The organism is Pedobacter frigoris, from assembly GCF_005116445.1.
GTDB classification, from domain to species: domain Bacteria; phylum Bacteroidota; class Bacteroidia; order Sphingobacteriales; family Sphingobacteriaceae; genus Pedobacter; species Pedobacter frigoris.
On the sequence record NZ_SWBQ01000002.1, the window covers coordinates 205,978 to 226,629 of the forward strand.

The window sequence follows — 20,652 nt, forward strand, 5'->3', positions numbered from 1 at the left end:
AACATTAGTCTAACGTAATATCTAAACCTAATCCACGTAACTCATGCACCAATACGTTGAATGATTCTGGTACACCAGGTGTAGGAAGATTCTCACCTTTTACAATGGCCTCGTAAGTTTTAGCTCTACCGATAACATCATCCGACTTAACAGTTAATATCTCCTGTAGAATATTGGCAGCACCAAATGCCTCCAATGCCCAAACCTCCATCTCACCAAAACGCTGACCACCAAACTGGGCTTTACCACCCAATGGTTGTTGTGTAATTAATGAGTATGGTCCGATTGAACGGGCGTGCATCTTATCATCAACCATGTGTCCCAATTTCAGCATGTAAATAATACCTACTGTTGTCGGCTGGTCAAATTTCTCACCCGTTAAACCATTATTCAGATAAGTACGGCCCGAAGCTGGTAATCCTGCTTTAGCGATCCAATCCTCAACTTCATTGTGCTTAGCACCATCAAAGATCGGAGTAGCGAATTTCACACCCAGTTCTTTACCGGCCCATGCCAATACAGTTTCGTAGATCTGTCCAAGGTTCATACGTGAAGGTACACCCAGTGGGTTCAACACGATATCAACCGGAGTTCCATCTTCTAAGAATGGCATATCTTCATCACGTACAATACGGGCAACAATACCCTTATTACCGTGACGTCCAGCCATCTTATCACCTACTTTTAATTTACGTTTTTTCGCCACATAAACTTTAGCCATTTGTACAATACCAGATGGCAGTTCATCACCAACACTAATGGCAAATTTATCACGTTTATACGCTCCCAGTTCTTCGTTCACACGGATACCATAGTTGTGTATCAACAGCTTAATCTGATCATTTTTGTCATCATCAGTTGTCCATTTGTATGGGTTGATGTGTGCATATTCCAAATCCGCTAAACTTTTCTGCGTAAACTTAGCTCCTTTAGGGAACAACAATTCCTTGTAAACGTTGTAAACACCTTGTGAGGTTTTACCATTTACAATCTGGAACAATTTATCTACCAGTTCGTTCTTAAGATTTGTAGTAGCGATCTCATATCTCTTATCCAACTTCTCTATCGCAGATTTTTCTTCAGCTTTAGTAGTTTTCTTAGCTCTTGAGAATAATTTAGTATCAATTACAACACCTTTAATAGATGGAGGAGTTTTTAATGATGCATCTTTTACATCACCTGCTTTATCTCCAAATATCGCACGTAGTAATTTCTCTTCCGGTGAAGGATCGGACTCTCCCTTAGGCGTAATTTTACCAATCAGGATATCACCTTCCTTAACCTCAGCTCCAATACGGATGATACCGTTTTCATCTAAATCTTTAGTAGCTTCTTCAGAAACGTTAGGGATATCTGGTGTCAATTCCTCTTCCCCGCGTTTTGTATCACGTACTTCCAATTCAAACTCTTCAATGTGCAAAGAGGTAAAGATATCTTCTCTGACAATACGCTCGTTAATTACGATCGCATCCTCAAAGTTATATCCCTGCCAAGGCATGAAAGCAACCTTTAAGTTTCTTCCCAACGCCAACTCGCCATTTTCTGTAGCATATCCCTCGCAAAGTACCTGTCCTTTTACTACTTTCTGACCTTTCTTAACGATTGGTTTCAAGTTGATACAAGTATTCTGGTTGGTTTTTTTGAACTTAATCAATTTGTATGTTTTGCTATCACCTTCGAAAGAAACCAAACGATCTCCGTCGTTCCTAACATATTTAATGGTAATTTCATTAGCATCCACATATTCAACAACACCGTCACCTTCTGCATTGATCAGTGTTCTTGAGTCACGTGCAACGCGACCTTCCAAACCTGTACCAACTATAGGAGCTTCAGGACGCAACAATGGTACGGCCTGACGTTGCATGTTCGATCCCATCAATGCCCTGTTCGCATCATCATGCTCAAGGAAAGGAATTAATGAAGCTGCAATTGAAGTAATCTGATTCGGAGCCACATCCATTAAGTCCAGTTTCTCTGGCTCAATGATCGGGAAGTCACCCTCATAACGTGCTTTAACACGAGGAGTAGTGAAATTACCTTTATCATCATACTCGGCATTCGCCTGTGCAATTGTTTTACCATCTTCATCCTCAGCAGAAAGATAAATAACAGGCTCGTCTACAGACACAACACCATTATCTACTTTTTTATAAGGAGTTTCAATGAAACCTAAGTTGTTTATTTTAGCATGAACACACAGTGAAGAAATCAAACCAATGTTTGGTCCCTCTGGTGTTTCAATGGTACATAAACGACCGTAGTGAGTGTAGTGAACGTCACGCACCTCGAAACCGGCACGCTCACGTGAAAGACCACCTGGACCTAAAGCTGACAAACGACGTTTGTGTGTAATCTCAGCCAATGGGTTAGTCTGGTCCATGAACTGCGACAGCTGGTTGGTACCAAAAAATGAATTAATAACCGACGATAAAGTACGGGCATTGATCAAATCCGTTGGAGTAAAGACCTCGTTGTCGCGAATGTTCATACGCTCACGGATGGTACGAGCCATACGTGCTAAACCAACACCAAATTGAGCGTACAATTGCTCACCTACTGTACGAACACGACGATTCGACAAGTGATCAATATCATCCACCTCTTCTTTAGAGTTGATCAGTTTGATCAGGTATTTAACAATCGCAATAATATCTGCTTTTGTTAAAACTTTTACATGATCAGGGGTATCCATTTTCAACTTACGGTTGATACGGTATCTACCCACATCACCTAAGTCATAACGTTTATCCGAGAAGAACAAACGCTCAATGATACCTCTTGCAGTTTCCTCATCAGGTGGTTCTGCGTTACGCAAAGCACGATAGATGTTTTCAACAGCCTCTTTCTCAGAGTTAGAAGTATCTTTTTGTAAAGTATTATATATAATGGTATAATCAGCCTGGCTTGCACCATCATCTTTTGATAAGATGATCGTCTTAACACCAGCATCAATGATCATATCAATATGGTCATCTTCTAAAACGGTATCCCTGTCTAAGATTACTTCGTTACGATCTATAGAAACTACCTCACCGGTATCTTCATCAACAAAATCTTCAACCCATTTTCTTAATACCCTTGCAGCAAGTTTACGACCGATATATTTCTTCAATCCTGACTTGCTAACCTTTACCTCATCGGCAAGATCAAACAATTCAAGGATGTCTTTATCAGAATCATAACCGATAGCACGCAATAATGTGGTAACCGGGAATTTTTTCTTACGATCGATATATGCATACATGACATTATTTACGTCAGTTGCAAACTCGATCCAAGATCCTTTGAAAGGAATTACACGGGCAGAATAAAGTTTAGTTCCGTTAGTGTGACGGCTTTGACCGAAGAACACTCCTGGAGACCTGTGCAATTGAGATACAATCACACGCTCTGCACCGTTAATCACAAACGTACCCTTAGGAGTCATATATGGTATGGTTCCCAGGTATACATCTTGAATGATGGTTTCAAAATCTTCGTGTTCTGCATCGTTACAAGAAAGCTTAAGCTTTGCTTTCAACGGAACACTATAAGTTAACCCACGGTCAATACACTCAGGTATATCATAACGTGGTGGGTCAATAAAATAATCAAGGAACTCCAAAACAAAGATGTTTCTGGAATCAGTGATTGGGAAGTTTTCAGCGAACACCTTAAATAATCCCTCAGTATGACGGTTATCCGAAGTTGTTTCTATCTGAAAGAATTCTCTGAATGATTGCAACTGCACATCTAGAAAATCTGGGTAATCTATGATATGCTTACTACGTGCAAAATTTACTCTTTGGTCGACTTTATTTGCCAATGGACTAAAGTTAATTTACTTTAAGAATAAACTATTTGTTTGGTTAGCCGTTAAACAATCTCACCAACCAAACAAGATGAAATGTTTATAAACAGGTATAGACTCCGACTATTCAGTCGGAGTCTACGGTTAAAGTTATATTAAAATTAAGCGATTACTTAATTTCAACTACAGCTCCAGCTTCTTCTAATTGTTTTTTCAAAGCTTCAGCTTCGTCTTTAGCAACACCAGCTTTTAATTCTTTAGGTGCACCGTCAACTAGATCTTTAGCTTCTTTCAAACCTAAACCAGTTAAGTCTTTTACCAATTTAACAACTGCTAATTTCTGACCACCAGCTTCTTTTAAGATTACATCAAAAGTTGATTTCTCTTCAGCTGCAGGAGCAGCATCACCAGCAGGACCTGCAACAGCAACTGCAGCAGCAGCTGGTTCAATACCATACTCGTCTTTTAAGATTTGAGCTAATTCGTTAACTTCTTTAACTGTTAAGTTTACCAATTGCTCAGCAAACGCTTTTAAATCTGCCATTTTTATAGATTTTTAAAAATTTACGTAAAATAATTTATTAATATGAACTTATAAGGTGTTCCTTAACCTTCTCTCTCTTGTAGAGTTTTAACAATTCCTGCAATTTTGCCACCGCTTGACTTAAGTGCCGAAATAACATTTTTAGCTGGTGATTGTAATAATCCAACGATATCTCCAATAAGCTCTTCTCTTGATTTCAAGCTCACTAAAGTATCTAATTGATTATCACCAACAAATACTGTTGAATCGATATAAGCTGCTTTAAGCACTGGTTTATCAGATCCTTTTCTCAAGGCTTTGATCAGCTTAGCTGGACCATTACCTACTGTTGAGAACAATAATGCTGACTGACCTTTAAGCGCAACAAAGATCTCTGATGCATCACCTTCTAATCCTTCGATCGCTTTTCTGATCAAAGTATTTTTAGCTACCTGCATTTCAATCCCGCTTTCAAAACATTTGCGACGGATACCGTTTATTTTCTCAACAGATAAGCTTGATGTGTCGGCAATGTAAAAATTACCGAATTCCTGCATCTTCACTTGAAGAGCCGAAACGACTTCGTGTTTTTCTTCTCTGTTCATAATTAGATCCCCGCTACTGATTTAGTTTCGATTGCAATTCCAGGACTCATTGTAGAAGAAACATGAATGCTCTTAAAATAAGTTCCTTTTGCAGCAGATGGTTTTAGCTTAGAAATTACTTGAAGTACTTCTAATGCATTTTCATATATTTTTTCCGCCGGGAATGATACTTTTCCTACTGAAGCATGAATAATACCTGTTTTGTCAACTTTAAAATCAATTTTACCGCCTTTTACGTCAGTAACTGCTTTACCAACTTCGTTAGTAACAGTTCCTGATTTAGGGTTTGGCATAAGGTTACGTGGACCCAAAACGCGGCCCAGTTTACCTACTTTTGCCATACAAGCAGGAGTAGTGATAATAATGTCAACATCAGTCCATCCACCTTCAATCTTAGCTACATATTCGTCTAAACCTACGAAATCTGCTCCTGCAGCTTTAGCCTCTTCTTCCTTATCAGGAGTACAAAGAACTAAAACACGTACAGTTTTACCTGTACCATGTGGTAAAGTTGCGATACCACGAACCATTTGATTCGCTTTACGCGGATCTACACCCAAAGCAACATCGATATCAACCGATGCATCAAATTTAGTTGTAGTAATCTCTTTAACCAAAGCAGCCGCATCCTTTAAAGAATACGTTTTACCAGATTCTAGTTTAGCATGTGCCTTTTTTTGATTTTTTGTTAATTTAGCCACTGTTGTAAACTGTTTTTTGTTAATTAATTTGTCCAAGGTGCGTCACCGCTAACGGTGATTCCCATACTGCGTGCTGTACCGGCAACCATACTCATTGCCGACTCGATAGTGAAAGCATTTAAATCAGTCATTTTATCTTCAGCAATTGACTTAACCTGATCCCAAGTCACCGAACCAACTTTCTTACGGTTGGGCTCAGCAGAACCACTCGCTAATTTAGTAGCATCCTTTAACTGGATTGCAACCGGAGGAGTTTTGATGATAAATTCGAAAGACTTGTCAGCATAAACAGTAATTACAACTGGTAATACTTTACCGGGCTTATCTTGGGTACGAGCATTGAATTGCTTGCAAAACTCCATTATGTTCACCCCCTTAGCACCCAACGCAGGTCCTACCGGTGGCGATGGATTTGCAGCTCCACCCTTGATCTGTAACTTAACAAGTGCACTGACTTCTTTTGCCATTTTCTGTTTTTGTTAATTTGTAATACTCAATGTTAAAATGTGGAAGCATGTAACATTTAAGATCTTTATCTACTCTTTTTCTACTTGCATATAGTTAAGCTCCAATGGAGTTTTTCTTCCGAAAATCTTAACCATAACCTTCAATTTTTTCTTCTCTTCGTTAACCTCTTCAATAACGCCGGTGAAACCATTAAATGGCCCATCCATAACTTTTATATTCTCGCCTACATAATAAGCTACGTTCATGGTTTCGCTCTGCTGGCTCATCTCATCAACTTTACCTAAAATGCGGTTAACTTCTGCCTGACGCATAGGAACAGGATTTCCACCCTTATCTCCTAAAAAGCCAATCACACTATTAACATTCTTAATAATGTGCTCTAATTCTCCATCTAAAATAGCTTCAATCAAAACATATCCAGGATAAAAATTGCGCTCTTTTGCAATCTTCTTCCCATCCTTCATCTGATAGTATTTCTCCATAGGAATCAATACCTGAGGAACAAGATGAGAAAATCCTAAACGGCTAATTTCAGAATCGATATACTGTTTTACTTTCTTTTCTTTACCGCTAACAGCTCTAACTACATACCATTTCAACTGATCGTTCATTTAAGCTATATTAATTAGAAAGTGATTTATAAAAAGTATCTAAAACAAAAGTAGATCCCTTATCCATTGCAAATATTACACATGCAATAATAAGTGAAGCTACCAAAACCAGCACCGCAGAATTTTGCAATTCTCCCCATGTAGGCCAAGTAACCTTCTGGGTCATTTCTTCATACGATTCTTTAACAAATTGAACTACTTTAGCCATAATTAATTTTTTGCACGGGAACAAGGATTCGAACCCTGATCAAAGGTTTTGGAGACCTCTATTCTACCATTGAACTATTCCCGTGTGTATTGATTACCCTCTGCTAAGAGAATTACAATTAGGTGTTAGAGAACAAAGTACTTAAGCTATCAAAGCCTAAGTACTTTGCTTCTTTTATTTCAAACTGTCCGGTAACCCTTTCGGGAAACCTAAGAACTTATTTTAAAATTTCAGTTACCTGTCCAGCACCTACTGTTCTACCACCCTCACGGATAGCGAAACGTAGACCTTTTTCCATTGCAATTGCGTTGATCAATTTAACAGTGATCGTAACGTTATCACCTGGCATAACCATTTCAGTTCCTTCAGCTAGTGAAATCTCACCAGTTACGTCTGTAGTACGGAAATAGAATTGAGGACGGTATTTGTTAAAGAATGGAGTGTGACGTCCACCTTCTGCTTTTGACAATACATAGATCTCAGCTTTGAAATCAGTGTGAGGATTTACAGAACCTGGTTTGCAAATAACCATACCACGACGGATATCAGTTTTCTCAATACCACGTAACAATAAACCTACGTTATCTCCTGCTTCACCATAATCAAGGATCTTACGGAACATCTCAACACCTGTTACAGTAGATTTCAAGTTCTCAGCACCCATACCCAAGATCTCAACTGGATCTCCAGAGTTGATTACACCACGCTCAATACGTCCGGTTGCAACAGTACCACGACCAGTGATCGAGAATACGTCCTCAACAGGCATCAAGAATGGAAGCTCAGTCAAACGTGGAGGAATTGGAATGTAATTATCAACAGCATCCATTAATTCCATGATTTTACCAACCCATTTAGGATCTCCGTTCAAGCCACCAAGAGCAGAACCTTGAATAACAGGGATATCATCACCAGGGAATTCATAGAATGATAACAATTCACGAACTTCCATCTCTACTAATTCAAGCAATTCCGGATCATCAACCATATCCACTTTATTCATGAATACAACCAATGAAGGAACACCTACCTGACGAGCCAATAGAATGTGCTCACGAGTTTGTGGCATCGGACCATCTGTAGCAGCTACAACGATGATAGCTCCATCCATTTGCGCAGCACCAGTAACCATGTTTTTCACGTAATCCGCGTGACCTGGACAGTCAACGTGTGCATAGTGACGGTTAGCAGTTGAATACTCAACGTGTGCTGTGTTAATAGTGATACCTCTTTCTTTTTCCTCTGGAGCAGAGTCAATTGAATCAAATGAACGCGCCTCAGATAAACCAGCATCAGATAACACTTTAGTGATAGCTGCTGTTAAGGTTGTTTTACCGTGGTCAACGTGACCGATTGTGCCGATGTTTAAGTGCGGCTTGCTGCGGTCAAACTTTTCTTTTGCCATGTTTTTATACTTATTAGTAGGTTAACTTTTTATTTATTTATTGTTTTGATACAATTCAATACAAAAAACCTTGTTCTCTCTGATATATCGCAGATTTAACAAAGCATCTTATTTTTTTGAGCCAAAGATGGGACTTGAACCCACGACCTCTTCCTTACCAAGGAAGTGCTCTACCGCTGAGCTACTTCGGCTTTTAATCTCAGCTTGCAATCATATTTAACCTCATCAGTTAAACTTTTCCTTCAGTGCCGATTGCCCACCTTTTTCCATTTTGAGCGGAAGACGAGGTTCGAACTCGCGACCTATAGCTTGGAAGGCTATCGCTCTACCAACTGAGCTACTTCCGCTTCTTGATTTATGATTTTTAGATTTACAAAATACGATTGAAAAATCTTCAATCTAAAATCGTACATCTACAATCTAAAATCCTTTTTGTGGGGAGAGAAGGATTCGAACCTTCGAAGTCTTGCGACAACAGAGTTACAGTCTGTCCCATTTGGCCACTCTGGTATCTCCCCAAAAAAGAGCCTCCTATCGGAATCGAACCAATGACCTACTGATTACAAGTCAGTTGCTCTACCAGCTGAGCTAAGGAGGCTTATATCGTTCATTACCAATTAAAGTAACGAATTTTTATAATATTAATCTTTCATAGAACTTTCCGTTTTTAGTATTGGACTAACGACCTCTCTGAAACGGAATGCAAATGTACACGAATTTAAATACGATGCAAAATTATTTTAAAAAAAAATTGACGGGATTCTGTCCCGTCAATCTTGATATTTGAAACTCGAAAAATAGTCCCCTAGTAATCAGACACTTCATTAGCATTCAAAAGCGCTTTATGCTCACTAAGTTTTATTCTCGTCTTATCTTTATGTTTAGTAATTTGCTTTCTTAAGGATTCTATCGCCAAATCTGTGGCCTCTTCAAACGATTTACATTGCTCTTTCGCAAACATTGTACCTCCAGGCACAATCAGCTTGATCTCGCTGATCTTGTTAGCCTCATCATCTACATTCTCCAGCTTTAAATAAACTTCCCCGCTTATAATCTGGTCAAAAAACTGATCTAACTTATCTACTTTCTTCTGAATGAAGTCTAACAATTTTTGGTCTGCATTGAAATGGATCGACTGAACTGTAATTTTCATATTTACCTCCTCTTTTTTATGCCTTTGGATGGGCTTGTTTATATATTGTTTTTAGTCTTTCTACTGAATTATGAGTATAAACTTGGGTAGCAGCCAGACTGGCATGCCCCAACAACTCCTTTATCGCATTTAAATCCGCCCCCCTGTTCAACAAACTTGTAGCGTACGAATGACGTAACACGTGCGGACTCTTCTTGTCCTGTGTCGAAATATATGTCAAATAACGCCCCACAATTCTGTGAACTAATTTTGGATACGCATCCGCTCCTTTATCTGTAACGAACAATACATCACTTTTGTTATCAAAATTTTGCAATGATTTTAGCTCAATATAGTTTTTCAGCTGAACCACAAGCTGTTCGCCAACAGGAACAATTCGTTCTTTATTTCTTTTTCCCAGGATCCTGATACTCGATTCATAAAAATTAATATCAGCCTCACGCATACCCAGCAATTCAGCCAGCCTGATTCCCGTTCCAAACAGCGTTTCAATTATCAGCTTATCCCGCACCGATGCAAAACTGTCATTAAAGATCTCCGCCGAATCCAAAAGCTGGTCAAGTTTCTGATCGTCAACAAACACAGGCAATCGCTTTGGTAATTTGGGTGCTTTAATCATCACCATAGGGTTTACATGAACAACACCTACCCGTACCTGATGTTTGTAAAAACTTCGTAACGAAGACAGTTTCCGTCCCACAGTAGACGCCGAACTCCCCTTCTCCATCAACCACACCATAAAATCCCGGACATGCACATACACCACATCAGCGAGTGTCAACTCAAATGTTTGAGACATAAAATCCCTAAACTCAAGAAGGTCTGTTCTGTAAGACTGTACAGTATGCGGAGAATAGCGCTTCTCGTGTTGCAGATATGTTAGAAATTGGTCAACAGCCATAGAAACTATTTGTATTGCTCGATAAAGTGAATATACGAAACATTACATTAACAATTTCTTTTTATTACACAAAAAAAGCGCCACCGATATGATCGATGGCGCTTCAAAATCTATAATGTAGACTATCAGAACTATATAGTTCCTTCTAGTTGCATATTTTGCTTATAAATCGCGTGTTTAACCTGAGTACGACGAGCTACGGATTTCTTTTCGTATGCCTGACGACTGCGTAATTCTCTTAACACACCTGTTTTTTCAAATTTCTTTTTGAAACGTTTAAGGGCTTTATCTAGTGATTCGCCGTCTTTAATATTGATAATGATCATAACGTAAAAATACCTCCTCTCGTTGTTTTTAGGACTGCAAAGATATAGCTTTCATTTGATAATCAAAACAATAAGTTTAAATTAGTTAACAATTAACCCAAATCAAATACATGGCACACTATTTATACTTATTTTTAAGCAACTAATTAAATCATATGAAATCTAAAAAACCGCTATACATTGCCTTGGGAATCTTAATCGCACTACTCAGCGGATTTTTATACTATCGCTATTTCTTTGTATTCGGCGATGGCGTCAAAGCTGGGGAATTAAACTACGTCGTAAGAAAAGGATATCTGTTCAAAACTTATGAAGGCAAACTCATTCAGAGTGGCATACGTTCCAAACAGACTGGCAACATACAGTCCAATGAATTCGAATTTTCTGTAGAAGATAAAGCCATAGCTGAGAAAATGATGATGAACAGCGGAAAAACATTTGAACTTCATTACAAAGAATACATTAGTACGCTCCCATGGAGAGGCTACAGTCCTTTCATCGTCGACAAAATCATATCTATAAAGTAAAAGATCCGATGCCCACAACAGGCATCGGATCTATAGTTTATATTTGGTTAGAATATTCTCGTTTAGTCTGCAGCTCTAATTTAATCTTTTAGAACTTCTCTTGCAATAACAATTTTTTGTATTTCTGATGTACCTTCCCCAATAGTACACAATTTACTGTCCCTATAGAATTTTTCTACCGGAAAATCTTTAGTATAACCATAGCCCCCAAAAATTTGTACCGCATCTGTTGATACCCTCACCGCTACCTCCGAGGCAAAATACTTCGCCATCGCCGATTCTTTCGTCATGGCCTTACCTCTGTTCTTTAGATCTGCAGCCTGTCTGATCAGCAATTCTGATGCTTCAATTTCTGTGGCCATATCTGCCAATTTAAAACTAATCCCCTGGAAACTGGCAATCGGTTGTCCAAACTGGTGACGCTCTTTCGCATAAGCTACGGCTGCCTCGTAAGCACCTTTGGCAATTCCAAGCGACAAAGCCGCAATAGAAATCCGCCCACCATCCAATACTTTCATCGCCTGTTTGAAGCCGTCTCCTTCATTTCCCAAAAGGTTTTCCTTAGGCACCCTGCAATTGTCAAAAATCATCTCAGTGGTTTCTGACGCTCTCATTCCTAATTTATTCTCTTTCTTCCCGGCAGAAAAGCCAGGTGTTCCGCGTTCCACCACAATAGCTGAAATTCCTTTCGAGTCACCTTTCTCTCCCGTTCTTACCATTACCACCGCAACATCTCCCGTCTTACCATGGGTAATCCAGTTCTTCGCTCCGTTGATTACATATTCATCTCCATCCAAAACCGCTGTGGTCATCATCCTCAATGCATCTGACCCGGTGTTTGCCTCAGTAAGGCCCCATGCGCCGATCCACTCTGCCGTAGCCAGTTTTGGAAGCCATTTCTGTTTTTGTTCTTCATTTGCAAAAGCCAGAATATGTCCTGTACATAATGAATTATGCGCCGCCACAGATAGTCCTATTGAGCCACATACCTTAGCTACCTCCACAATTACGTCTACATATTCCTGATAGCCAAAACCAGATCCCCCATAATTTTCCGGTACCAGCACCCCCATAAGCCCAAGCTCACCTAGCTTTTTAAAAACAGCTACCGGAAAATGCTGAGCTTCATCCCATTCCATCACATTCGGTCTTATATTTTTTTCGGCGAAGTCCTTCACCATCTTTCTGATCAGTTCCTGATTTTCCGAGATACTAAAATTATATCCTACAGAATCATCCATTGTTTCCAACATAGTTTTATTGTTTGAATTGAGGCAATTATAAACAATAAAAACAATAGGAACCACACTTAGAAATTCGCTTTTTGGTAGAACGAAATGGTATTTAGTTCATTAACCTTATCCCCTTATTTTAGGCCTGTGAAATACCTACAAAAAGTTTTTTTATTTTTTTTAGCTTTAACGACCAAAACCAAACAATACTTAGTTTTTAATGAAAACCATTACCAGAAGTGAAATTATCCAGCAATTAAAAAAGGATTTAATAGGGAAAGATTCTTACCGCGGTGTCACGCTGACTTATTCCTGGCTGGCCAATCAGTTTGGCCATTTCTCGCTTGGTTTTATTCCTACGGTCGTTATATATCATTTTATCAAAGATAAGCCGGAATTGCAATATCCGGAACTCTGGGCATCATTAGGTGTATGGCTTGCCTGGATGCTCTTCGAGGTTTATAATTTCCTCGGACCACTATTGCTCAAAGTACCTACCAAACTCAAAGCACTCAACAAAGGCGAATACACATTTACCCCATCATGGCTCAACCTGGCTTTTGATACCGCCACCGACATTATCTACTTTGGGATAGGCGCCATGGCTGCAAGTCTAATCTGCAGTTATCACCCCGAGGCTTTACTTGCGCTAATCATGCTCCTTGTCCTCGTCGGTTATCCTGCATATTATTGGTATACCACAAAAATGTATTTACAAAATGCAGAGTATCCCTTTCAGCTCCGCTTAAGCCAATGGAATCAAAACATAAGAGATGAGCATAAAACGGCTGTACTCAATTTCCTTGACAATAAGGAACAAGGCAGGCACATGCTCATATTCGGATCCAGGGGCAGTGGAAAAACAAGTTTGTCTGTAAGTATCGCCACTGAAGCTTCCATCAGAAACAATTGTTGCTGCTACCTCACTGCAGTAAAACTATTGAGCTTGTTTTTCGAAACATCTAACCCTCCGCAATGGAATAGACTTTGGTCATGGCGCAACTGTAATTTGCTGGTTATAGATGATATCAATCCGGGAAGACCGGTAAAAAGTGATATCATCACAACAGAACTATTCTATGAGATATTAAACAATGTAGATTGTGGACAGGATAACATTCAACACCTCAAGGAAAAAAACATCATTTGGGTAATGGGAAGCGATGACCCTACAAACCTACTGGAAGAAAAATGGGAAAATCTGCTCCAACAGATCGGGGTACCTAAATCCAACATCACTACCATCGATCTCGATTGACCCAATCCAAGTACTATGGCAGTATATTGTTGTCATAAGCGAAACTTACCAGATGCGTAAGGCTTTTCACATTAAAGCGTTTATACAGCGGAATGATCCTCTTTTCAATTGCCGAATGAGAAACATTCAGTTCGTGTGCAATCTCTTTAAACGAATACCCTCTGGCCACGAGCGACAATGCTTCCTTTTCTTTATTAGATATAGCCAAATGATAAAATAGAATCTTATTCAGCTCTTCCTCAAACTTTTCCTTTTCCGGGCCATACGCTGCATAACGCATTACTTTACCAAAAATCAAACTACGGTTGATTTGAAAGCGTCCAATAATCGATTCTATCCTGCCATTATCTGAGCTAAAAACCCCAACCCTTACAATCATCGGCACATGCACACCATTTTTATGGATTTTTTTCAATTCAATGGTAAAGCTATAAGATTCGAGATTCTTTGTTTTACCGTGGATAAACTGAAGCGCTTTGTCATTCAGATCATGGGAGAACGGAGCAAATTCAGGTGCCGACATGTTTACAATAGCCAGCATATTAATCTCATCATCCTTATAACCAACCACTTCTTCCCAGCCATGAGCAAATATCATCCTGTTCTCCTTAAACGAATAGATATAGATGGCTTCATCAGGAAACTTGGGAATAGTTTGTCTGAAATACTTAGCCTGCTCACTTTCTAAATCTGCAGGGATATTAGTGATGAAATTCCTGGAATAATCTCCAAAATTCTTCTTCTCGCTCATAGATATACGTCAATTAAACTAAATATTTTCACAGTTGATAACACTCGAAAACACGATAGCTTTACAGCAAATTTAAATTTTTCTAACTTATTCTCAAACTTATTGCAATTGCGTTATTTGCATTGTGTATATATCAGGCATTGACAATTAATGCCCTGATAATCTAGTAGTCTGCCAAAGAAAACACCTGATCTCCATAAGGCACCAGTCTTTGCCTGCCATTCAAAAAATCAAGGGAAATAATAAAAGAGTATGCGGCTACACTTGCACCCAGCTGCATGATCAGTTTAGACGCAGCAACTACCGTACCCCCCGTAGCCAGTAAATCGTCATGAATCAATACCTTTTGCCCTGCGAGCAAAGCATCTTCATGGCACTCTATAGTCGCACTGCCATATTCAAGATCATACGACTGGCTAATGGTTTTATAGGGTAATTTCCCTGCTTTGCGTATAGGTACAAAAGGAATACCTAAGAGTTGCGCCAATGACGGACCAAATAAAAATCCCCGGCTCTCAATACCTGCCACCACATCAATTTCCAAACCCCTAAGCTGTTCTGCCAAAGCAGTGGTAATCTCTTTGCACAAACCCGGGTCTTTCAATATAGGGGTAATGTCCTTAAATATTATCCCCTGTTTTGGGAAATCATGTACATCCCGTACGGCTGCTTTTATTTTTGATGCGATCATAATACCTCTTAAAAAGTAAAATAAGGAGCCAGCCTGGCAATTGTTTCAGGATCTAAAATGGCCACCTTGTTTAAGTCTGCAATATTACTATAATTTCCATGTTGTTTTCTATATTGTATCAGCGCGTTTACTTGTTTATACCTTATATAAGGATGATGCTTAAAATCTTCAAATACTGCTGTGTTGATATTGATCTTTTTCAATTTTAAATCGTCTACTGCTATTTGTTCCCTGATCTCCTCAAACTTCAAAGAATCCAGTCCAAAAACTTCCATCAACTGTTCCTTTTTATAAAAGCCGCCCAATCTTTCCCTGTATCTAATAATCCTTTTTGCAAAGGCCGGTCCCACACCTCTAATTTCTTCCAGCTCAAGGCTATCTGCCCCGTTCACCTCAATAATTTTCAGCATTGGCTTAACATAATTACCTTTTTTATATATTCCTTTTTCAGGATATATTTTTGCTTCAGCAGGTGCTATGCGGACATAAGGTAAAATAAGTTTACAAACCCGATCGCTAATAGTATACATTTTATGCAGGTCGTCCGGCTTTCTGAAACGTCCGCCCTTAGCAAGGTACTTCAATATCGCAGCTGCCTGCCTTTCTGAAAGTCCCAATTGCTGCCACTTTTTAACCCCAATGGTATTGGGATCAAAATAGAATGGAATAATTTTCTTAACGCCTGTTCTCTTTTCAGGTCTATTTTCTTTAAAGCTTCCGCTCCTCTCGCGCTCTTCATCGTTTATTTCCAATCTCCGGATCGCCTCCCGCACATTTACATCCGCAACATCACGTTTTAAATAATTATAGCCGTCAGGAATAAGACCAGCCGTTACAATTAAAACAACGAGCAAGAGCATCCCGTTAAACTCCCCTTTGCTCAAACCAAAATAAGTATTCATCCATTTCTTCATGCCGTGAAGCTCGTTCAGATATTTCAAAATAACCAACTCAATAAGCTATGCCTATCATTTTTAACATTTACAATCTATGTTATAAAAATATAAACCTTACTTTTGAGATTGGATAATTTTTAAAACCCGGCATCTAAATGAAGATCATAACCACCCAGGAGTTCGCAAAAGCTACCAAGATTGATAAGCTTGGCGTACCCGGCCTCGCGGCCTTACTCATGGAGATGATGAAACTCAATGACATCAACAAAGTATTCTCTCAAAATCAGCATTTCAGTGGTTTAGAATTTGTTGATAAAATACTGGAAACCATTGGTGTAAGTATTGATTTTGATGAAGACGATCTCAAAAACATACCAAAAACAGGCGGTTTTATAGCCATAGCCAATCACCCTTACGGTGGTGTTGAAGGACTTGCATTGGTGAAGCTGCTTTGCACAGTACGTCCGGAGGCAAAAGTAATGGTCAACTTCATCCTTAAAAAAATTCCAAATCTAAGTGAATTCTTTGTCGCCGTAAATCCTTTTGAAAATGTACAGCACTCCTCCAGCATCAGCGGACTAAAGTCTACATTCGACCTGTTGCAAAGTGGTATTCCTATAGGAATTTTCCCTGCAGGCGAGGTATCAACTTTCAGTCTCGACAAGCAGGAGATTACCGACAGGCTTTGGCATCCGGTGGTCGGCAAGCTGGTTGCGCGCTCAAAACTCCCGGTAGTGCCTATATACTTTCATGGCAACAATGGGGTACTGTTTAATATACTCAGCTTCATCCACCCTACTTTAAGAACAGCAAAGCTTCCTTCTGAATTCCTGAACAAGCAAGGCCTCAAAATCAAAGTAAGGATTGGAAAACCTATCAATATAGAAGACATTTCTTACCGCAACAACACCAATAAGCTACTTGATTTTCTAAGGGCGCGTACTTATGCCCTGGGAACCGGACTGGATGAAGAAAAGAAACTATTCAACCCGATCAACCTCTTCAAAATAAAGAAAAAACCTGAAGCCATCATTGAAGAAACTGACCGCAATAAGATCGTCGAGGAAGTAGAACAACTGGAAAGCTTTAGGGTCTGGCAGGAGAAAAACTATGAAGTGTACATCACCCCGACTGTAAATATTCCAAATATTTTAAGAGAGATTGGCAGACTAAGGGAAATTACATTCAGAGAGGTTGGTGAGGGTACAAACAAAAAAATAGATCTAGACAACTACGACATATATTACAACCACCTTTTCATCTGGGACAAAGACCTGCAGAACATCGTAGGTGCTTATAGAATCGGCAAAGGCGATGAGATTCTGAATACCATGGGCCGCCGCGGTTTCTACTTATCGGAGCTGTTCAAAATCAAAGAACCTTTCTATCCTATATTGAGAAAAGGAATTGAACTCGGCAGATCCTGGATTCGTAAAGAGTACCAGCAAAAACCATTGCCGCTTTTCCTCCTCTGGAAAGGAATCTTAAAATACTTGCTTGACAATCCGCAATACCGGTACATGTTTGGCCCTGTGAGTATCAGCAATAATTTCTCCAAGTTCTCGAAATCACTGATCGTGAATTACATCACTAAGAATCACTTCGATTACGAACTTGCACACTATGTAAAACCGAAAAACAAGTTCAAAGCAGATCTCTCAGCGATCGATAAAGACCTCCTGATTGAAAGCAGTGAATCTCTAAAAGACCTGGATAGCCTGATCTCTGACATAGAAAACTCACACATCAAAATTCCGGTCTTATTAAGACAATACATGAACCTGAATGCAAAGATCATATGCTTCAACATAGATCCTAAGTTTTCAGATTGTCTGGATGGATTTTTAGTGGTTGATATGCAAAATATTCCGGCCGAAATGCTGGAAAAAATAGGTAAGAATTTCTAAAACAAAAGCCCCGACATCCACCGGGGCTTTTATTATCAACTAAACCTAAACGTATAAATACTAACCAAATATTTATGCGACAAAAGTAAGACGGCCATGTTAAGGCGTTGTTAATTGTTGATTACTATAAAAAAAATCAGGCAAAAAGCTTAATATACATCCAACGTTAATTATATGTATATTTAATGTTAACAAAATGTTAACCAGCTATGAACCGTTTGCTCAAAATATTCGGTACGTTCTCTGCGCTATTCGTGCTGTTGACCATGCATCAAGCTTATGGCCAACGCAACAGTTATAACATTAGTTTTGAGTTTTACAATGACACATTCAACCTGCAGATCGATTCCTCCATTATTGTAGGTACAGATACCACTTTATCGGAGACTTACATCAAATCTTGCTACAACAGAGTAACAGAGGGCAAGTACCTCGCCATACTGGATACATTGCTGGCTTATAAGAAGACCCACCAGCTAAATGACTGGCTCTATTACCAGCTCATCAGAAAAACAGCCCAGGCCATCAGTCCAAAAAAAGAAAACTATGAGCGTTATACTTTTTATAAATGGTTTCTTCTAGGAAAGTCAGGATATGATGCGCGGCTGACGATTTCGGACAACAGGATCATATTCTACGTTTACAACGATGAGGACATTTCCGATATCCCTTTTGCGATGTACCAGCATAAAAAATACATGTGCCTGAACCGCCATGATTATGCCTATGCCGACTTAAATAAAGTCCCGCCCTACAGGATGCTTAGCATTCCGGAAGGAAAACAGGCATTTTCCTATAAGGTAACCCGTATGCCCGAATTTAAGCCTGAGGACTATTATGAAAAGCCAATACAATTTAGCTACAAGCATAAAGTCTACCACTTCAACATCAAGCTCAATTCAGAAGTCGAAAAGATTTTTGCCAATTATCCTGTGGTCGATTTTGAATCCTATTTCAACATCCCTTTGAGCAAAGAAACCTATGGCTCTTTGATACCGATACTCAAGAAAAACCTCAGCGGCATGAAACAGAAAAAAGGCATAGACTATCTGATGCGCTTTACCCGGTATGCTTTTTTATATGAAGATGATGATGAAAACTTTGGCAAGGAAAAACGCCTTTCACCAGAAGAAACACTTTTCTCCAAATCCAGTGACTGCGACGACAGAGCGGCCCTGTTCTTCTACCTGGTCAAAGAGATTTACGATCTCCCGATGATCGCTTTGCTTTATCCTACACACATCACCATGGCTGTACAGTTTGACAAACCTGTTGGCGATCCGATCGTATACAACGGAAAAACCTATTCCATTTGTGAGCCAACTCCACAAAAGGAAAATTTAAACATAGGACAAGCGCCATCGAACCTTAGAAATGTGCCATTTAAGGTAGTGTATGCGTATGAGCCGCCATTTAAATAAAAAAAGGTTGCATTCACATGAATGCAACCTTCTCTTGCTAATGAAAGCGTTATAATTCTTACAAGTTTGCTAACAAATTTACACCATCAATAGTAGCCCATTTACCAGCTGTAAGTGAAGCTCCTGTAGCTGTAGTGGTTGGTCCCCAGTTAGTACCTGGAAGGAAGCTTGCTGCATTTAATGTAAAGGTAACAGCTCCTGAGATGAAAAGAGTAGGTGTATTTGTGATTTTAACATTAGTTAATTTAATCTTACCACCAAGTACCTGGTTATTATATGTATTCAAATCTAAGACCTGAACAGCACCACCTGTAACACTTGTTGGTGTAGTTTGGTTAACATAACCATCAATTACGATATTGCTGAAGTCGCCATTTCCATTGGATTTGAATTGGAATGCATCTAATTGAATTTCAGTCCCACCTGGAGCCTCTGTTGTAGTACCAGTAGCTCTTCTTAAAGTGATATTAGTCACTTTTGGAAAGAATGCATTGTTATTACCTTTAGCTTCTACTTCCATTCCGTAGTTTGCTTTAACAGTTTGATAAGCGAACCAGTTGGTATTGGCTTGACCTTTCCAGCTATCTTGCCAATCGAAAGAATCATCAGAGTTACCATATGAAATTAAATTTTTAGCACTAACAGTACCTCCATAAAATTCAAAACCATCATCATTACCTTTATAAGAAACCAGATTTTCAAGTACAGTTCCTGCACCTACAGCATAAAATGAAAAACCGTTATGCTCTTTATTATTTGTGGTAATTACCTGCCCTGCATATTCTACTCTTACATATTTTAACGAACCGCTGCTATGATTCTCATTATTACCGCCATAACTCTCATTCAAACCATCTTCAGATTTCGCAGATGTAGCGGCACCAGTGGTGATAATTGGTGCGTCGCCATACATGATAATACCGGCCCATGATCCGGCTGTTTTTGATTGTTCAGTCAAAACAATAGGTTCATCAGCAGTACCGTTAGCTATTAGGATTCCATTTTTCAATACAACAAGTCCATCTTCGCCATCTCTTTTATCAGCTGTAATTGTAGAGCCTTTTTCGATAGTTACAGTAACGCCCGCAGCTATTTTAACCATACCCTTCAAAGTATAATTGCCATAAGCAAAAGTCTTGTTTGAGGTAATATCTCCACTAATCTCACCTTCTACCGGGGCTTTTACTATTGGTTCATCATCGTCACTGGAGCATCCTGTAAATACTGATGCAGCGATTGCCATTGCGTAAAATACTTTTTTCATTTCTTAAAAGA

The 20,652-nt window shown here is 39.2% G+C and carries 20 protein-coding genes and 5 tRNA genes; 4 read left to right on the plus strand and 21 right to left on the minus strand.

The window, feature by feature from the left end; all coding sequences use genetic code 11:
- Positions 1 to 4: 4 nt before the first annotated feature.
- From rpoB to rpsU, 16 genes are all read right to left on the minus strand, one after another.
- Entirely contained in the window at positions 5 to 3,808 is a 3,804-nt protein-coding gene (gene rpoB / locus FA047_RS07275) for a DNA-directed RNA polymerase subunit beta (RefSeq protein ID WP_136835332.1), read from the minus strand.
- A gap of 154 nt (positions 3,809 to 3,962) precedes the next feature.
- The gene (rplL, locus tag FA047_RS07280) at positions 3,963 to 4,337 is read right to left on the minus strand and encodes a 50S ribosomal protein L7/L12 (protein ID WP_008243131.1); all 375 of its coding nucleotides are present in this window, start codon (positions 4,335 to 4,337) and stop codon (positions 3,963 to 3,965) included.
- A gap of 62 nt (positions 4,338 to 4,399) precedes the next feature.
- Positions 4,400 to 4,921 (minus strand): 50S ribosomal protein L10, encoded by a 522-nt coding sequence (gene rplJ / locus FA047_RS07285; protein ID WP_136835333.1) that lies wholly within the window; start codon positions 4,919 to 4,921, stop codon positions 4,400 to 4,402.
- A gap of 2 nt (positions 4,922 to 4,923) precedes the next feature.
- Complete coding sequence (gene rplA, locus FA047_RS07290) at positions 4,924 to 5,622, minus strand: 50S ribosomal protein L1 (protein WP_136836028.1); 699 nt, start codon at positions 5,620 to 5,622, stop codon at positions 4,924 to 4,926.
- A 23-nt stretch (positions 5,623 to 5,645) separates the two neighbouring features.
- Positions 5,646 to 6,089 (minus strand): 50S ribosomal protein L11, encoded by a 444-nt coding sequence (rplK, locus tag FA047_RS07295; protein WP_037443979.1) that lies wholly within the window; start codon positions 6,087 to 6,089, stop codon positions 5,646 to 5,648.
- Positions 6,090 to 6,158: 69 nt separating this feature from the next.
- Positions 6,159 to 6,701 carry a transcription termination/antitermination protein NusG gene (nusG, locus tag FA047_RS07300; RefSeq protein ID WP_136835334.1) on the minus strand — a complete coding sequence of 181 codons (543 nt, stop codon included), beginning with the start codon at positions 6,699 to 6,701 and terminating at the stop codon, positions 6,159 to 6,161.
- A 10-nt stretch (positions 6,702 to 6,711) separates the two neighbouring features.
- The gene (gene secE / locus FA047_RS07305) at positions 6,712 to 6,909 is read right to left on the minus strand and encodes a preprotein translocase subunit SecE (protein ID WP_108206554.1); all 198 of its coding nucleotides are present in this window, start codon (positions 6,907 to 6,909) and stop codon (positions 6,712 to 6,714) included.
- A gap of 13 nt (positions 6,910 to 6,922) precedes the next feature.
- Positions 6,923 to 6,993: transfer RNA gene (locus FA047_RS07310), tRNA-Trp, on the minus strand.
- A 133-nt stretch (positions 6,994 to 7,126) separates the two neighbouring features.
- The gene (tuf, locus tag FA047_RS07315) at positions 7,127 to 8,314 is read right to left on the minus strand and encodes an elongation factor Tu (RefSeq protein WP_136835335.1); all 1,188 of its coding nucleotides are present in this window, start codon (positions 8,312 to 8,314) and stop codon (positions 7,127 to 7,129) included.
- Positions 8,315 to 8,433: 119 nt separating this feature from the next.
- A tRNA-Thr gene (locus FA047_RS07320) sits at positions 8,434 to 8,505 on the minus strand.
- Positions 8,506 to 8,588: 83 nt separating this feature from the next.
- Positions 8,589 to 8,661 (minus strand) — tRNA-Gly (locus FA047_RS07325).
- Positions 8,662 to 8,749: 88 nt separating this feature from the next.
- Positions 8,750 to 8,832: transfer RNA gene (locus tag FA047_RS07330), tRNA-Tyr, on the minus strand.
- Between the two features lie 7 nt (positions 8,833 to 8,839).
- Positions 8,840 to 8,912, minus strand: a tRNA-Thr gene (locus FA047_RS07335).
- Positions 8,913 to 9,119: 207 nt separating this feature from the next.
- On the minus strand, positions 9,120 to 9,467 hold the full coding sequence (gene hpf / locus FA047_RS07340) for a ribosome hibernation-promoting factor, HPF/YfiA family (protein ID WP_136835336.1): 348 nt from the start codon (positions 9,465 to 9,467) through the stop codon (positions 9,120 to 9,122).
- Positions 9,468 to 9,483: 16 nt separating this feature from the next.
- On the minus strand, positions 9,484 to 10,368 hold the full coding sequence (locus FA047_RS07345; RefSeq protein WP_136835337.1) for a tyrosine-type recombinase/integrase: 885 nt from the start codon (positions 10,366 to 10,368) through the stop codon (positions 9,484 to 9,486).
- Between the two features lie 131 nt (positions 10,369 to 10,499).
- Positions 10,500 to 10,694 carry a 30S ribosomal protein S21 gene (gene rpsU / locus FA047_RS07350; protein ID WP_012781007.1) on the minus strand — a complete coding sequence of 65 codons (195 nt, stop codon included), beginning with the start codon at positions 10,692 to 10,694 and terminating at the stop codon, positions 10,500 to 10,502.
- A gap of 155 nt (positions 10,695 to 10,849) precedes the next feature.
- Between rpsU and FA047_RS07355 the strand changes: the two genes are divergently transcribed.
- Positions 10,850 to 11,221, plus strand: a complete 372-nt coding sequence (locus tag FA047_RS07355) for a hypothetical protein (RefSeq protein WP_136835338.1) — start codon at positions 10,850 to 10,852, stop codon at positions 11,219 to 11,221.
- 80 nt (positions 11,222 to 11,301) lie between these two features.
- Here the strand turns inward: FA047_RS07355 and FA047_RS07360 are convergent, their stop codons facing one another.
- Positions 11,302 to 12,474 carry an acyl-CoA dehydrogenase gene (locus FA047_RS07360; protein ID WP_136835339.1) on the minus strand — a complete coding sequence of 391 codons (1,173 nt, stop codon included), beginning with the start codon at positions 12,472 to 12,474 and terminating at the stop codon, positions 11,302 to 11,304.
- 199 nt (positions 12,475 to 12,673) lie between these two features.
- Between FA047_RS07360 and FA047_RS07365 the strand changes: the two genes are divergently transcribed.
- Positions 12,674 to 13,711: a P-loop NTPase family protein gene (locus tag FA047_RS07365; RefSeq protein WP_136835340.1), complete on the plus strand. Its 1,038-nt coding sequence runs from the start codon at positions 12,674 to 12,676 to the stop codon at positions 13,709 to 13,711.
- A 13-nt stretch (positions 13,712 to 13,724) separates the two neighbouring features.
- On the opposite strand, the gene FA047_RS07370 is transcribed toward FA047_RS07365, so the two are convergent.
- From FA047_RS07370 to FA047_RS07380, 3 genes are all read right to left on the minus strand, one after another.
- Positions 13,725 to 14,462, minus strand: coding sequence for a response regulator transcription factor (locus FA047_RS07370; RefSeq protein WP_136835341.1), 738 nt, complete (start codon positions 14,460 to 14,462; stop codon positions 13,725 to 13,727).
- A 163-nt stretch (positions 14,463 to 14,625) separates the two neighbouring features.
- A complete protein-coding gene (locus FA047_RS07375) occupies positions 14,626 to 15,153 on the minus strand; it encodes an adenine phosphoribosyltransferase (RefSeq protein WP_136835342.1) in 528 nt (175 codons plus the stop codon).
- Positions 15,154 to 15,161: 8 nt separating this feature from the next.
- Complete coding sequence (locus FA047_RS07380; protein WP_136835343.1) at positions 15,162 to 16,094, minus strand: ComEA family DNA-binding protein; 933 nt, start codon at positions 16,092 to 16,094, stop codon at positions 15,162 to 15,164.
- 110 nt (positions 16,095 to 16,204) lie between these two features.
- Here FA047_RS07380 and FA047_RS07385 point away from each other — a divergent pair, with 110 nt between their 5' ends.
- Both FA047_RS07385 and FA047_RS07390 read left to right on the plus strand, forming a co-directional pair.
- A complete protein-coding gene (locus FA047_RS07385; protein ID WP_136835344.1) occupies positions 16,205 to 17,956 on the plus strand; it encodes a lysophospholipid acyltransferase family protein in 1,752 nt (583 codons plus the stop codon).
- A 209-nt stretch (positions 17,957 to 18,165) separates the two neighbouring features.
- A complete protein-coding gene (locus tag FA047_RS07390; RefSeq protein ID WP_169304346.1) occupies positions 18,166 to 19,377 on the plus strand; it encodes a hypothetical protein in 1,212 nt (403 codons plus the stop codon).
- A gap of 58 nt (positions 19,378 to 19,435) precedes the next feature.
- Here FA047_RS07390 and FA047_RS07395 read toward each other — a convergent pair whose 3' ends face one another.
- Positions 19,436 to 20,641 (minus strand): hypothetical protein, encoded by a 1,206-nt coding sequence (locus tag FA047_RS07395; RefSeq protein ID WP_136835345.1) that lies wholly within the window; start codon positions 20,639 to 20,641, stop codon positions 19,436 to 19,438.
- Positions 20,642 to 20,652 lie beyond the last annotated feature (11 nt).

What these genes read in the sequence shown, in the direction of transcription:
- rplL (WP_008243131.1), bottom strand. Translation starts at nt 4,337, where the DNA reads ATGGCAGATTTAAAAGCGTTTGCTGAGCAATTGGTAAACTTAACAGTT.
- rplJ (WP_136835333.1), bottom strand. Translation starts at nt 4,921, where the DNA reads ATGAACAGAGAAGAAAAACACGAAGTCGTTTCGGCTCTTCAAGTGAAG.
- rplK (WP_037443979.1), bottom strand. Translation starts at nt 6,089, where the DNA reads ATGGCAAAAGAAGTCAGTGCACTTGTTAAGTTACAGATCAAGGGTGGA.
- nusG (WP_136835334.1), bottom strand. Translation starts at nt 6,701, where the DNA reads ATGAACGATCAGTTGAAATGGTATGTAGTTAGAGCTGTTAGCGGTAAA.
- secE (WP_108206554.1), bottom strand. Translation starts at nt 6,909, where the DNA reads ATGGCTAAAGTAGTTCAATTTGTTAAAGAATCGTATGAAGAAATGACC.
- tuf (WP_136835335.1), bottom strand. Translation starts at nt 8,314, where the DNA reads ATGGCAAAAGAAAAGTTTGACCGCAGCAAGCCGCACTTAAACATCGGC.
- hpf (WP_136835336.1), bottom strand. Translation starts at nt 9,467, where the DNA reads ATGAAAATTACAGTTCAGTCGATCCATTTCAATGCAGACCAAAAATTG.
- FA047_RS07345 (WP_136835337.1), bottom strand. Translation starts at nt 10,368, where the DNA reads ATGGCTGTTGACCAATTTCTAACATATCTGCAACACGAGAAGCGCTAT.
- rpsU (WP_012781007.1), bottom strand. Translation starts at nt 10,694, where the DNA reads ATGATCATTATCAATATTAAAGACGGCGAATCACTAGATAAAGCCCTT.
- FA047_RS07355 (WP_136835338.1), top strand. Translation starts at nt 10,850, where the DNA reads ATGAAATCTAAAAAACCGCTATACATTGCCTTGGGAATCTTAATCGCA.
- FA047_RS07360 (WP_136835339.1), bottom strand. Translation starts at nt 12,474, where the DNA reads ATGTTGGAAACAATGGATGATTCTGTAGGATATAATTTTAGTATCTCG.
- FA047_RS07365 (WP_136835340.1), top strand. Translation starts at nt 12,674, where the DNA reads ATGAAAACCATTACCAGAAGTGAAATTATCCAGCAATTAAAAAAGGAT.
- FA047_RS07370 (WP_136835341.1), bottom strand. Translation starts at nt 14,462, where the DNA reads ATGAGCGAGAAGAAGAATTTTGGAGATTATTCCAGGAATTTCATCACT.
- FA047_RS07375 (WP_136835342.1), bottom strand. Translation starts at nt 15,153, where the DNA reads ATGATCGCATCAAAAATAAAAGCAGCCGTACGGGATGTACATGATTTC.
- FA047_RS07385 (WP_136835344.1), top strand. Translation starts at nt 16,205, where the DNA reads ATGAAGATCATAACCACCCAGGAGTTCGCAAAAGCTACCAAGATTGAT.
- FA047_RS07390 (WP_169304346.1), top strand. Translation starts at nt 18,166, where the DNA reads ATGAACCGTTTGCTCAAAATATTCGGTACGTTCTCTGCGCTATTCGTG.
- FA047_RS07395 (WP_136835345.1), bottom strand. Translation starts at nt 20,641, where the DNA reads ATGAAAAAAGTATTTTACGCAATGGCAATCGCTGCATCAGTATTTACA.